General features: G+C 74.4%; 12 protein-coding genes. 4 read left to right on the top strand and 8 right to left on the bottom strand.

The annotated features are described in order from the left end of the window. Window positions 1-227: 227 nt before the first annotated feature. The 4 genes from J0670_RS02160 to J0670_RS02145 all read left to right on the top strand — a co-directional run bounded on the left by J0670_RS02160 (window position 228) and on the right by J0670_RS02145 (window position 5,486). Window positions 228-1,061: an ABC transporter ATP-binding protein gene (locus J0670_RS02160; protein WP_207809000.1), complete on the top strand. Its 834-nt coding sequence runs from the start codon at window positions 228-230 to the stop codon at window positions 1,059-1,061. Then, window positions 1,058-2,680 carry a transporter gene (locus J0670_RS02155; RefSeq protein ID WP_207808998.1) on the top strand — a complete coding sequence of 541 codons (1,623 nt, stop codon included), beginning with the start codon at window positions 1,058-1,060 and terminating at the stop codon, window positions 2,678-2,680. Before J0670_RS02160 ends, J0670_RS02155 begins: the two co-directional genes overlap by 4 nt. Before the next feature lie 148 nt (window positions 2,681-2,828). Beyond that, a complete protein-coding gene (locus tag J0670_RS02150) occupies window positions 2,829-4,103 on the top strand; it encodes a DUF2786 domain-containing protein (RefSeq protein ID WP_307806343.1) in 1,275 nt (424 codons plus the stop codon). 270 nt (window positions 4,104-4,373) lie between these two features. Continuing rightward, window positions 4,374-5,486: an ADP-ribosylglycohydrolase family protein gene (locus J0670_RS02145; protein ID WP_207808996.1), complete on the top strand. Its 1,113-nt coding sequence runs from the start codon at window positions 4,374-4,376 to the stop codon at window positions 5,484-5,486. A gap of 3 nt (window positions 5,487-5,489) precedes the next feature. Here J0670_RS02145 and J0670_RS02140 read toward each other — a convergent pair whose 3' ends face one another. The 8 genes from J0670_RS02140 to J0670_RS02105 form a co-directional block, all read right to left on the bottom strand. Further along, window positions 5,490-6,800 (bottom strand): serpin family protein, encoded by a 1,311-nt coding sequence (locus tag J0670_RS02140; RefSeq protein ID WP_207808994.1) that lies wholly within the window; start codon window positions 6,798-6,800, stop codon window positions 5,490-5,492. Between the two features lie 49 nt (window positions 6,801-6,849). After that, entirely contained in the window at window positions 6,850-7,848 is a 999-nt protein-coding gene (locus J0670_RS02135) for an ADP-ribosylglycohydrolase family protein (protein WP_307806342.1), read from the bottom strand. A gap of 20 nt (window positions 7,849-7,868) precedes the next feature. Further along, on the bottom strand, window positions 7,869-9,083 hold the full coding sequence (locus J0670_RS02130) for a cytochrome P450 (protein WP_207808992.1): 1,215 nt from the start codon (window positions 9,081-9,083) through the stop codon (window positions 7,869-7,871). A gap of 78 nt (window positions 9,084-9,161) precedes the next feature. Beyond that, window positions 9,162-9,902: a Sir2 family NAD-dependent protein deacetylase gene (locus J0670_RS02125; protein WP_207808990.1), complete on the bottom strand. Its 741-nt coding sequence runs from the start codon at window positions 9,900-9,902 to the stop codon at window positions 9,162-9,164. 54 nt (window positions 9,903-9,956) lie between these two features. Further along, complete coding sequence (locus tag J0670_RS02120) at window positions 9,957-10,556, bottom strand: hypothetical protein (protein ID WP_207808989.1); 600 nt, start codon at window positions 10,554-10,556, stop codon at window positions 9,957-9,959. 121 nt (window positions 10,557-10,677) lie between these two features. Continuing rightward, the gene (locus J0670_RS02115) at window positions 10,678-11,358 is read right to left on the bottom strand and encodes a response regulator transcription factor (RefSeq protein ID WP_207808987.1); all 681 of its coding nucleotides are present in this window, start codon (window positions 11,356-11,358) and stop codon (window positions 10,678-10,680) included. Continuing rightward, window positions 11,355-12,542, bottom strand: a complete 1,188-nt coding sequence (locus tag J0670_RS38845) for a sensor histidine kinase (RefSeq protein ID WP_207808985.1) — start codon at window positions 12,540-12,542, stop codon at window positions 11,355-11,357. The genes J0670_RS02115 and J0670_RS38845 overlap by 4 nt, the downstream gene beginning before the upstream one ends. Before the next feature lie 82 nt (window positions 12,543-12,624). After that, a partial coding sequence (locus J0670_RS02105) for a DUF4097 family beta strand repeat-containing protein (protein ID WP_207808983.1) occupies window positions 12,625-13,274 on the bottom strand: 650 nt, incomplete at its 5' end.

The following is a 13,274-nucleotide window of genomic DNA, read 5'->3' as shown; positions in this document are numbered from 1 at the left end:
CCACAGTCGGCGGCGGCCCGCCAGCGGGGGCGCCGCCCGGCACCCCGGCTCCGGCGCGCCCGTCCGCCGCCGGACCGCGGCCGAAGACGCGGCGCGTCCCGCTCTTGCGGAGGACACGCTCAGGGGATGCTCAAAGCGGGCGACAGCCTGTTCGGACGGTGCCAGGCTTGGGCCCCGTTCGTCCGTCCACGTGCCACCCACCCACGACCACCAGACAGAAGGCCGCCATGCAGGCGTCAGCACCACCGCCCTCCGACCTCCCCCGACCGGACGCCCCGTCCGCCGTCAGCATCCGGGGACTGTGGAAGCACTTCGGCAGCCAGGCCGCCGTGGCCGGGCTCAGCCTGGAACTGCCCGCCGGGGCGTTCATCGGCCTGGTCGGGCCGAACGGTGCGGGCAAGACCACCACGCTGTCCATGGTCACCGGCCTGCTCCGGCCCGACCAGGGCACCGTGCTGGTGCACGGCGCCGACGTGTGGGCCGACCCGGTGGCGGTCAAGGCCCGGATCGGCATCCTGCCCGAGGGACTGCGGATGTTCGAGCGGCTCAGCGGACGCGAGCTGCTCCAGTACACCGGCCGGCTGCGCGGCCTGCCCGGCGCCGAGGTGGACCGCCGCGCCGAGGAACTGCTGGCCGTCCTGGACCTCGGCCGGGACGCCGACAAGCTGGTCGCCGACTACTCCACCGGCATGCGCAAGAAGATCGGCCTGGCCGCCGCGCTGCTGCACAACCCCGACGTGCTGTTCCTGGACGAGCCCTTCGAGGGCGTCGACCCGGTCTCCGCCCAGACCATCCGCGGCGTGCTCAAGCGCTACGCGGCGGCCGGCTCCACGGTGGTCTTCTCCAGCCACGTGATGGAGCTGGTCGAGCAGCTCTGCGACTGGGTCGCGGTGGTCAACGCCGGCCGGGTGATAGCCCAGGGCCCGCTCGACTCCGTCCGGGGCGGGCGCAGCCTGCACGAGGCCTTCCTCGACCTGATCGGCGTCCGCGCCGACGACGGCCAGGCGCTCGGCTGGCTCGGCGGCCACGCCGCGGACGTGCCCGCCGGGGACGTGCAGTGAGCGAGCGGAGTACGGTCGCGGTGCCCGACGGGCGGACGGTCGTCCGCGCCCTGGTGGCGCTCAAGCTGCGGCTGCTGCGCAACGGGCTGCGCCGCAGCCCCGGCCGTACCGCCGTCTACGTCATCGGCGGCCTCTTCGGCCTGGCCTTCGCGGGCGGCATCGCCGTCGCCATGGCCGCGCTGAACGGGCGCTACGCCGGCTCCGCGGACGCCGGGGTGATGCTGCTCGGCACGCTCACCCTGGGCTGGGCCGCGCTGCCGCTGTTCCTCTTCTCCAGCGACGAGAGCGCCGACCCGACCCGGCTCACCATGCTGCCGCTGCGGCCCGGCCCGCTGCTGCGCGGCTCCCTGCTGGCCGCGCTGATCGGGCCGGGGCCGCTGATCAGCCTGGTGCTGGTGACCGGCGCGGCGCTGTCCGGCGCGGCGGGCGGCGCCTCGGCGGCGGCCGCGGTGGTCGGGGTGCCGCTCGCGGTGCTCTGCCTGGTCACGCTCTCCCGGGCGGTCGCGGCCGGCAACGCCCGGATGCTCTCCAGCCGCCGCGGCAAGGACTTCGCCATCTTCGGCGGGCTGGCCTTCGCGCTGCTGGTCCAGGCCGCCAACGTCGGCTCGCAGAGCGTCTTCGGCCGCCGGGGCGGGCCCATCGACCTCAGCCCGCTCAAGCCGATCGCCGCGGTGCTGCGCTGGATCCCGCCGATCAGCGCGGCGGACGCCACCCGCACCGCGGGCGAGGGCGACTACGGGCTCGCGCTGCTCCAGCTGGCCGCGGCCGTGGTTCTGCTGGTCCTGCTGCTGCGCTGGTGGCGGAGCAGCCTGACGGAGCTGATGGTCACCGCCGACTCCTCCACCCTGGAGGTGGCGCGCGGCGTGGAGCGCTCGCGCGAGTGGCGCTTCCTGCCCGGGGGCCGGGTCGGCGCGGTGATGCAGCGTCACCTGCGGTACGCCTGGCGCGAGCCGCGGGCCAAGGCCGCGGTGTTCACCAGCATCGGGATGACCCTGGTGATCTGCGTGCTGTCGATGGTCCAGGGCTGGTCCAGCGTCTACCTGCTGGCGATGACCGGAACGTTCCTCGGGCTCCAGATGCTCAACCTGTTCGGCATGGACGGTTCGGCGTTCTGGATGGTCGCCGCCACCCTGCGCACCCCGGCCGACGCCCGGGACGAACTGCGCGGCCGGGCGTACGCGGTGCTGTCGTACGCCGTCCCGGTCTCGGTGGTGCTCGGACTGGTGCTGGCCGTCGCCACCGGTGACTGGGCCGGGCTGCCGTCCGCGCTCGGCCTCGCGCTGGCGATGCTCGGCTGCGGCGTCGCGCTCGGCTCGGTGTTCAGCGTGCTCGCGCCGTACACCATGCCGGCCGACAGCAACCCGATGCGCAACGCCGCCCCGGGGCAGGGCGGGCTGGTCATGCTCAACCAGTTCGGTTCGATGATCGGCGTGGCGGTGCTCACACTGCCGGTCGGCGGCTACCTGCTGTGGGCGCTCACCTCGGACGGGCCGACCTGGCCGCTGCTGCTGCTCGGGCCGCTCTACGGCGGCCTGATCGCCACGCTCGGCATCCGACTGGCGGCCGCCCGACTGCTGGAGCGTGCCCCGGAGATCCTGGCCAAGGCCATCGAGCGCTGAGCCGAAACGTTCCGCCGGGCGCCCGGCCCCGCCCAGGGACCGGGCGCCCGCACGTACCCGGCGCCCACGGCCGATCCCCGGCCGACCGTGGGCGCTCCGGCATCATGGGCAGGAGGAACCGGGCCGTCGAGGAGAGCAGGACACCACCGTGGGCAAGCGCGCGCAGCAAGGCGGCGGGAACGCCGGACCGCTGCTGGAGCAGGCGGTGCGGTCCGTACTCACCGCGCCGGAGGACGGGCTGGACCTCGCACTGGACACCGGGGCCTCGCTGCTGGCCGCCTCGGACGGGCAGTGGCCGGCGGTCAGTCGGGCGCTGCTGGGGTACGCGGACACCGCGGTGGGCCGCTGCTGGTCCGCCGGGTGGCGCCCGGCCGACCTGGTGCGGGTGGTGCGGCGCGAACTGAAGGCCGTCCACCTGGCGCTCGCGGTGGACCTGATCGCCGCCGAGGGCCGCCGACGCCCCGCCGCGCACCTGGACCGCCGCTGGCAGGAGCAGCTGCGCGAGCTGGCGGCCGAGGTCTGGTGGTCCGACGACGCGCAGTACCTCGGCGCCTTCGCCCACCGGCACCGGCTGGACCGCTTCGCGCTCGCCACCGCCGCCCTGGAGCTGCTGCGCACCTGGGGCCGGCTGCCCCCGATCGCCCCGGTCGGTCCGGCGCCGGGGCAGACCGTACGGGAGCGGCCCGCCGCCGGGCCGGTCGCGGGCGAGCCGCGCATGCTGGCCCGGATCCGGGCGCTGCTGGCCAAGGCCGAGTCCACCGAATACCCGGAGGAGGCCGAGGCGCTGACCGCCAAGGCCCAGCAGCTGATGGCCCAGCACAGCATCGACGACGCGCTGCTGGCCGCCACCGGGGCCGACCGCAACACCCCGGCGGCGCTGCGGATCGGCGTGGACAACCCGTACGAGGGACCCAAGACGATGCTGCTGGACGCGGTCGCGGCGGCGAACCGCTGCCGGGTGGTGTGGGCGAAGGAGTTCGGCTTCTGCACGGTGGTCGGCTTCGACGGCGACCTGGACGGCGTCGAACTGCTCTACACCTCGCTGCTGGTGCAGGCCACCCACGCGCTCAACAAGGCCGGCTCCCGCCGGGACTCCCGCAGCAAGGCGTTCCGGCACTCCTTCCTGGTCGCGTACGCGACGCGGATCCGCGAACGGCTGACCGCCGCCACCGAGCGGGCCACCAGTGCCGCCGCGGCCGGCCGGCACCTGCGCGAGGACGGCACCGAGGAGCAGCTGCTGCCGGACGCCCGGCTGCTGCCCGCGCTGGCCGCCCGCTCGGCGGCGGTGGACGACGAGGTGGGCCGGCTGTTCCCGAAGCTGGTCTCGCAACGGGTCCGGGTCAGCGACGGCGTGGGCTGGGCGGCCGGGCGGGCCGCCGCCGACCGCGCCGCGCTGCACGGGCGGGGCCAGATCCGCAATTGACGGCCCGGCTGTCGGCAACGTTCAGTACGATCATGGCGTCTTCGGCGATAGCCAAGCCGAGACACCTGGTGCGGCCTTTCGTAGCAACGGACGCCGGGCAGGCGTTTGCAGGGCGTGGAGCCTTAGCCGTTGGGCAGGCGGTGAAGCGCCAACCAGGCGACCGGGCAACCGGGAGCCCGATCCGGCCGCAAGGCGGGAGGGAATCACCTCTGCTCGCGGAGGTGAGGAAGCCAAAGAACGGTCCCCGCCACGAACGAAGGGGGATTCGACGTGACGGAGTCGGCTGCCGAGGCGGGATACCGGGACCGGGTGCGCGGAGCGCTGCTCGGCGGGGCGATCGGCGACGCGTTGGGCTGGCCGGTGGAGTTCCTGCAGCTCCATCAGATCCAGGACCGCTACGGGCCGCAGGGCGTGACCGCGCTGCCGGCCGGGAGCGGGCCGGTGGAGGTCACCGACGACACCCAGATGACGCTGTTCACCGCCGAGGGCCTGATCCGCGGTTTCGTCCGCGGCTGGACGGGCGGCGGCGGTTCGGTGCCGGAGGCGGTGCACGGCGCGTACCGGCGCTGGTTGCGGACCCAGTACCCGGACGGGCCGGACACCGAGCCGCAGCCCCGCCCGTACGACGGCTGGCTGCTGACCCGGCCGTTCCTGTACGCCCGGCGGGCGCCGGGCAACGCCTGCCTGAGCGGGGTGTCCGAGCACCCGGTGTTCGAGGCGCCGTCCGCGATCGGGCGGCCGGGGCCGGTCAACCCGGGTTCCAAGGGCTGCGGCACGGTGATGCGTTCGGCGCCGTTCGGGCTGGCCAGGCTGGGCGCCGAGCAGTCCTTCGGGCTGGCCGTGCAGTGCGCCCAGCTCACCCACGGGCACCCGACCGGTTACCTGGCGGCGGGCGCCTTCGCGGCGCTGGTCGAGCGGCTCGCCGGCGGGACGGAGCCGTGGGCGGCGGTCGGCGAGACGGTGGAGCAGATCCGGGAGCTGCCCGCGTCCAAGGAGACCGTGCAGGCGCTGGCCCGGGCGGTGCGGATCGCCCAGGAGTCCGAGCCTGCGGCCGAGGCGGTGGAGCGGGTCGGGCTCGGCTGGATCGCCGAGGAGTGCCTGGCCATCGCGGTGTACTCGCTGCTGGCGGCCACCCTGGACCCCGATCCGGTGCGCACCGCGCTGCTGCTGTCGGTCAACCACTCCGGGGACAGCGACTCGACCGGCGCGGTCTGCGGCAACCTGGTCGGGGCCGCGTACGGCGCCTCGGCGCTGCCCGCCGAGTGGGCCGGGGCGGTCGAGGGGCGGGCCGAGCTGCTGACGGTCGCGGACGACCTGCTGGTGCTGTTCGGCAGCCGCGACCCGGGCCACCCGGCGCTCGGCGGGCGCTACCCGGCCTGGTGACGACTACTTCGCCTGCGGGTCCGTGACCTGACCGAGGAACAGCGGCGCGCCCCCGGCGGTGTCCCGGATCAGGAACAGGAACGGCCGGTCGATGTGCAGCTGGACGGTGTCCGGCGCGGCGGGGGCCGCCAGCGCCAGGATCCCGGCGCCGCTGCCGGCCGCCGCGACCGTGCCGTCCTCGTCCACCTCGACGGTGGCCTTCTGCACCACGGTGCCCAGGGCGAGCGGCTCTTTGGCCAGCCCGGTGAAGTCGGGTGCGTCGAAGGCCGCCCGGACGCCGAGCGAGCGCAGCACGGGGACGAGGTCTCCGGTGGTGTCGAAGTGGAAGCGCGGCAGGGTGAGGTCGACGTTGCGCTGCTCCAGCCCGCCGAGGATCCGGTCGAGCTGCGGCTGGTCCAGGCCCTTGGTGAAGGCCGCGAAGCCGCCCTGCGCGGGGACGATCAGATCCATCGCCAGGTTTCCTCCCGCGTACGGGAGTTCCACGGCCTGCCAGGGTTCGCCGACGATCCCGCCGGAGCCCTCGGCGTAGCGGAAGCCGCCCTTCTGGCTCATGGTGCTCACCGCCGGGGTGGAGCCGTCCGGCTTGTGGAACGGCCGGTCGGCGGTGTCGGCGTGCTTGAAGCCGGAGGCCCACTTGGCCTTGAGGTAGAGCGCGTCGGTGAGGGCGAGCCGGGTGTCCCGGGTGATCTGCCGCGGGCCGAAGAGGTCCTTGATCCGCCCTTCGGTGGCCTTCTCCACGGCCGAGTTGACCGCCTTGCGGGCGCCGTCCGGGTCCTTGGCGAAGTCGACCGGGTGGACGCCGGTGTCGAAGGCCGCGGCGAGGGTGTCCAGGTACTCGGGGGCGAGGGCCAGGCCCTGCTGGGCCCACAGGTCGTCGCTGCGGTGCAGCGTGACCTGGTCGCCGTCGGCTTTCTTCCGGTCCAGCGCGCCGACGGCGAGGGCGTACCGCTTCGGGTCGAGGTCGGTGTGCAGGGCCGTGGCCAGCTCCTGGGCGGTCGCCCCGCGGGCCCCGGGCAGCAGCATCCCGAGCACGGTGGCCAGCCCGGCGGGCGAGACCACGGTGTTGCGCCCGGGCGCGTCCGCCGAGAGCCCCTTCAGGAGGTCCAGCCCGAAGGCGCTGGTGGCGGTCGCGGTGGCGGCCACCTGGGCCGGGTCGACCGGTGGCCGGCTGACCGTCCCGGAGGCCCGCACCACCGGTGGCCCGCCGGCCGCCGTGCTGCCGCACCCCGCCAGGGCCGGCCCAACGGCCAGCACGCCCACGAGCAGCAGCCCGGCCGACCGCCGACTGCGTTGTCCGGTGCTCCGCTTCGTCATGCCCCTTCGACGCACCACCCCGGCTCCGGGTTCCGCCGGTCCCGTTCCGTCAGTCCCAGAGCGCCCCGAGCGCGAGCAGCTCGTCCCGGTACTCGATCCGCTCGACCCACTCCCCGGGCCAGGCCGCCTCGCCGTGGTGGGCGCCCGCGAAGGCGCCGGTCAGGCAGGCGAGGGAGTCGGAGTCGCCGCTGGAGTAGGCGGCCCGGCGGACGGCGGCGACCGGGTCGTCCGGCAGCAGTAGGAAGCAGAGCAGGCCGGTGCCGAAGGCCTCCTCGGCGATCCAGCCCTCGCCGGTGGCCAGGCAGGGGTCGGCCTCCAGGTCGGGCGCGGCGAGCGCGGCCTCCAGCTGGTCGAGCACCGTGAGGCAGTCGTCCCAGCCCCGGGCGATGACGGCCTGCGGCGAGGCTCCGTACCAGCGGTCGGCGAGGTCGCCGAGCCAGAACTCGTCGTACCGCTCGCGGCTCGCCAGCGCGTACGCCCGCAGCACCCCGGGCAGGGCGGCCGGTGCGACGCCCTCGGCGAGCCGGCGGACGGCGTACGCGGTGAGGTCGCTGGCGGCGAGCGCGGTCGGGTGGCCGTGGGTGAGCGCGGACTGGAGCTGGGCGGCGCCGGAGAGCTGCCGGGCGTCCAGGTCGCGGATCAGCCCGATCGGGGCGACCCGCATGTTGGCGCCGCAGCCCTTGGAGCCGACGTCGCTCGCGTCCTGCCAGCGGCGCTCGGGGCGGCTGAGCCGCTGGCAGGCGCGCAGGCAGGTCATGCCGGGGGCGCGGTTGTTCTCCGGGGAGCGCCACCAGTCGACGAACTCCTCGCGGACCGGCCGCTCCAGCCGCAGGGGCGTCAGCGGCCCGCGTGCCAGGGCGGTGCGCAGGCCGCGGCCGAGGGCGAGGGTCATCTGGGTGTCGTCGGTGACCAGCGCCGGCTCGGGCAACGGGAGTTGACGCCAGTGCGGACAGTACTGGGCGATGTGCTCGATCTCGTCGAACTCGGTCACCCGGCCCATCGCGTCGCCGATCGCCAGCCCCAGCAGCGCTCCCGTCGCCTTGCCCACGGCCGTTCCCCCTCCGTCGTCTACAGCTCGACCACCAGTTCCTTGAGCCCGCGGATCACGTAGCCCGGGTTCCACTCGGGCTCGCGGACCAGCCGCAGGCCCGGGGCCCGGCGCAGCAGGGTGCCGTAGGACTCGGTGAGCTCCAGTCTGGCGAGGGGAGCGCCCAGACAGAAGTGGATTCCGGCGCCGAAGGTGATGTGCGGGTTGTCGGTGCGGCCGAGGTCGAGGCGGTCGGGGTCGGTGAAGCGCTCGGGGTCGCGGTTGGCGGAGCCGAAGAGCAGGGCGATCTCGGCGCCGCGCGGGATGGTGACGCCGCGGACCTCGATGTCCTCCAGCACCCAGCGCTCGAACATCTGCAGCGGGGTGTCCCAGCGCATCAGCTCCTCGATGGCGGTGGGCAGCAGTTCGTCCACCGAGCCGCGCAGCCGGGCGAGCTCCTCGGGGTGGCGGAACAGCGCCCACCAGCCGTTGCCGGTGGTGTTGACGGTCGCCTCGTGGCCGGCGTTGAGCAGCAGCACGCAGGTGGAGATCATCTCCTGCTCGCTGAGCGCGTCGGAGCCCTCCTGGGCCTGGATGAGCGCGCTGATCAGGTCGGTGCCGGGGGCGGTGCGGCGCTCGCGGATCAGGGCGCGCAGGTAGTCGGAGAACTCGGTGCTCGCGGTGACGGCCCGGCGGGCGGCCTCCTCGCTCGGGTTGAGCTCGAACATCCCGGTGATGTCGGCGGACCAGGGGCGCAGCAGGTGCCGGTCGCTCTCCGGCACGCCGAGCATCTCGGCGATGACGGCGACGGGCAGCGGCTCGGCGACGGTGGCGATGAGGTCGCCGCCGCCGGCCGCGAGCAGCCCGTCGACGAGTTCCCCGGCGAGGCGCCGGACGGTCGGGCGCAGGCCCTCGACCATGCGCGGGGTGAAGGCCTTGGAGACCAGCCGGCGGATCCGGGTGTGGTCGGGGGCCTCCAGGTCGAGCAGCCCGTTGTCGTTGAGGGTGTGGAAGGGTTCGTGCGCCGGGTCGGGTTCGGGGCGGCCGAACTCCTGGTGGCTGAACCGGTGGGTGTAGGTGCGGCCCAGCCGCCGGTCGCGCAGCAGGGCGCTGACGTCTTCGTAGCGCGAGACGAGCCACTGGTTCGTCGGCTCGAAGTACGTCACCGGCGCGTGCTCGCGCAGGTCGGCGTACGCGTCGTACGGGTGGGCCACGAACGTCGCCGACCAGGGGTCGAACTTCGCCGTCGTCGTCATCGGTCGATCACTCCAGGCCTTGGGGGGAAGCCGGGAAGATCATCGTACGCATGCGGTACGTCCGTAAAGAGACGCTTGTCACGCCCGCTCCAGCACCAGCCTCCGCACCAGCTTCGGCAGCGCCGTGGAGATCGGTTCCCGGATCACCTCGGTCGCGGCCTCGTCGTACGGCGTCGGCTCGGCGTTCAGGATGATCAGCTTCGCCCCGCTCTTCACCGCGTTGTACGGCAGCGCCGCCACTGGGAACACCTGGAGGCTGGTGCCGATCGCGATGAACAGGTCGCAGGCCCGGGCGATCGCGTCGGCCTGGTCGAGCACCACCGGGTCCAGGTTCTCGCCGAACATCACGATCCGCGGCTTGAGGATCCCGCCGCACTCCCGGCAGTCCGGGTCCGGCTCGCCCGCCTCGACCCGCGCCAGCGTCTCCGCCATCGAGCCGACCACCCGGCAGCGCAGGCACTGCGTCTCCCGCACGTTGCCGTGCAGTTCGAGCACCTTGCGGGGCGACAGGCCGGCCTTCTGGTGCAGCCCGTCGATGTTCTGGGTGAGCACCCGCAGCGGCAGCCCGGAGCGCTCCAGGTCCACCAGCGCGCGGTGCCCGGCGTTCGGTTCGGCGCCCAGCGCGCCCGTCTCCACCCGCATCCGCCAGGCCCGTTCGCGCACCTGCGGGTCGTCCCGGTACGGCCCGATGGTCACCAGCCGCTCGGCGGAGGGATCCTTCTGCCACAGCCCCTGCGGGCCGCGGTAGTCGGGGATGCCGGAGTCCGTCGAGATGCCCGCGCCGGTGAGCACGGCGATCAGGGGGCGCTTCGCGTTCATACCCCGGACGGTACGGCCGCCGGGGCGCGCCCGGCCACCGAAATAGCCGCCGAGTCAGGCCAGCGCCGCACGCGGCGCGGTGGCCGGGCGGGCCAGCGGGGCCAGCGCGCCGAGGTAGCAGAGGGCGGCGAACGGGATGAAGGCGAGGTCGGCGGCCGTGGCCACCGTGCCGACCAGCATCAGCACCGGGCTCCACCAGCGCAGCGTCCGGGCCGCGCCCACCGAGGCGGCGACCAGCAGCGCCAGCAGGCCGACGTAGAACAGCAGCGGGCCGACCCGGTAGACGGCGGGGAGCACCCCGGGGATGTCCTGGACGCGCGAGAACAGCCGCGACTGCTCGGCCTTGTCCGCGGCCGCCAGGCCGACGTACAGGTCGATCCCGATCTGCACCAGCGAGGCCGCCAGGCCCACGAGGGCCGTCCCCAGCGCCGCGCCCGCCGCCAGCCGTCCGGCCGCCGTACCGCGCGGGGCGAGCGGCCGGCGCAGCGCGAGCAGCAGCGGGACGAACAGCAGCAGGGCCGCGAACATCGCGGTGTGCCCGGCGGTCCAGCCGAGGCCGGGCTCGCGGGAGCCGGGCAGCAGGCGGATGCCGCCGTAGAGGGCCATCAGCGCGGGGGCGCCGGCGACGGCGAGGGTGGTGAGGCGGGCGTTCATTGCGAGATCCTCCAGCGGTGTGCGCGGTCCGTTCCGACACCGCAGAGCCTGTCGGCCCGGGCCCTCGTCGGGGATCGCCCGCACCGGCGAACTCGCCGCCTCCCCCGCGGGAGCGAGTCCGTCAGGACTCCCCCGCCACCACCGCCCCGGCCTCGTACGCGAACACCACCGCGTGCACCCGGTCGCGCAGCCCGAGCTTGCTCAGCACGTTGCTGACGTGCGTCTTCACCGTGTGCTCGCTGACCACCAGCTCGGCCGCGATCTCCGCGTTGGACAGCCCGCGCGCGATCAGCCGCAGCGTCTCCCGCTCGCGCAGGGTCAGCTGCTCCAGCAGCTTGGACGGCGGCCGCACCGCCCGCTCCCGGCCCCCGGGGCGGCGGGCGGCGAACTCGCCGATCAGCCGCCTGGTCACCGAGGGCGCGAGCAGCGCCTCCCCCGAGGCGACCATCCGCACCCCGTGCGCCAGGTCGTCCCGCCGGACGTCCTTGAGCAGGAAGCCGCTCGCGCCCGCGTACAGCGCGTCGAAGACGTAGTCGTCGATGTCGAAGGTGGTCAGCATGATCACCTTGGTGGACGGGAACTCGGCGCACACCCGGCGGGCCGCCTCCAGCCCGTCCATCACCGGCATCCGGACGTCCAGCAGCAGCACGTCCGGGCCGTGCTCGCGCACCGCCTCGACCGCTTCGGCGCCGTCGCAGGCCTCGGCCACCACCTCGATGTCCGGCTGCGCGTCCAGGATCATCCCGAACCCGGCCCGCACCAGCTCCTGGTCGTCCGCGACGACCACCCGTATCGGCGTCATCCGCCCACCCTCTCCAGCACACCCGCGGCCCCCAGCGGCAGCCGGGCGCTCACCAGGAAACCCTTGCCCTCCGGCCCCGGCCCGGCCTCGGCCCGTCCGCCGCAGGCCACCGCGCGCTCCCGGATGCCGACCAGCCCGCGCCCGCCGGACCAGCCGGCCACCGCGCGGTCGGCCGTCAGCGGCACCCCGCACCCGTTGTCGGAGACCACCACCTCCAGCACCTCACCGGAGCGCCGCACCCGGATCGCGGCCCGGTCGGCGCCGGAGTGCTTGACGGTGTTGGTCAGCGCCTCCTGCACGATCCGGTACGCCGTCGCCTCCACGTCGGCGGGCAACGCGCCCAGCCCGTCGGCGAGTTCGAGGTCCACCCGCAGGCCCGCCCCGCGCACCCGCTCGGCCACGTCGGCGAGTTCGGCCAGCCGGGGCTGCGGCGCCAGCTCGCGGCCCGCCTCCGGATCCTTCAACACGCCGAGCACGCGCCGCAGTTGGACCATCGCGTCGCGCCCGGTGTCGGCGATGGTGTCGAACGCCCGGATCGCCCGGTCCGGCTTGTCGCGCACCACCAACGGCCCGGCCTCGGCCTGGATGACCATCAGCGACACGGCGTGCGCCAGGATGTCGTGCATCTCCCGGGCGATCCGGGACCGCTCCTCCGCGACCGCCCGGGCCGCCTCACTGGCCGCCCGCACCCCGGCCTCCCGCGCCCGCTCCGCCTGCACCCGGGCCAACTCCCGCTGGGTCCGCACCAGGACGCCGAAGACGAAGGAGCCGCCCGAGGTGAGCACGCTGAACAGCGCGCCGTTCGGCGAGTTGGTACCGATCACGTTGGCGACCACCACCACCGCCAGCACCGTCCAGCGCTGCCGGTCGGGGAAGCGCTCCGCCACCGTGTACATCCCGATCACCGCGTACAGCGGCAGCTGCGGGTTCGCCGAGTGGGCCACCACCGACAGCAGCAGCGAGGGCAGGCTGCCCACGATCAGAAGAGACAACGGCGCCGTGCGCCGCCAGGGCAGGAACAGCGCGGTGGACGCCGCCAGCAAGTACACCCACCAGGGCCAGTCCGTTTCGTCGTTGTAGACCGACCAGACCGACACCGCCACCGAGCAGAGGGCCAGGAAGGTGTCCAGCACGTACGGGCTCAGCCCCGCCGTCCAGCCCCGCCAACGCGCCGCGCGCTCCACCGCCGTACCTCCCCCGTGACCGGGGACGCCGCCCCCGCGGAGAAGATCATGCCCTACCGGCAGGACCTCGGGGACGGCCCGGTCAGACACCGCTGACCGTCACACCGCCGGTCTCCGCCCGCGCGGTGATGCGGTGCGCCGCGCCCTGCTGCGAGGGGATGCTCACATCCGTCCCGCCAGAGTCGGCGCGGGCGTCCACCGCGTACGCCTCCCCGGACGGCACCTTCACCTGCACCCCGCCGGTGGAGGTGGTCGCCTCCACCTTGTCCGGCGCCGCCGCGAAGTCGGCCTTCACGCCGCCCGTCTGCGAGCTGAGCCGGACGTTCTTCGAGGTCAACCCGGTGGCCTCGACCCCACCGGTCTCCACCGAGGCGTCCACCTCGGCGGCCAGCCCGGTCAGCCGCACCCCGCCGGTCTCCTGCTTGATCCGCACCTTCGTCCCGGACGGCACCCGCACGGTGTAGCCGACGCCGCAGCCGGTGCAGTCGTAGGTCAGCCGCAGCACCCCGTCCTTGACCTCGTGGATCGTGTGCGGCGCCTCGTTCCGGTAGTTCTGCTCCTCGGTCACGTGCACCTCGCCGTCTCCGGCGTTCACCACGATCCCGCCGGTGTGCGCCTCGATCTCCAGCTCCCGGACCTGCTCCGGCACCCCGTAGCTGACCGTCCGGTGCTCGTCCGAGTCCCAGGACGGCAGGCACGCCTGCATCCCCAGCACCACCGCCGCCGTGATCG

The sequence above is a fragment of the Streptomyces sp. FH025 genome (assembly GCF_017427025.1).
Classification (GTDB): domain Bacteria; phylum Actinomycetota; class Actinomycetes; order Streptomycetales; family Streptomycetaceae; genus Kitasatospora.
This window is presented reverse-complemented; position numbering and strand designations above follow the sequence as displayed.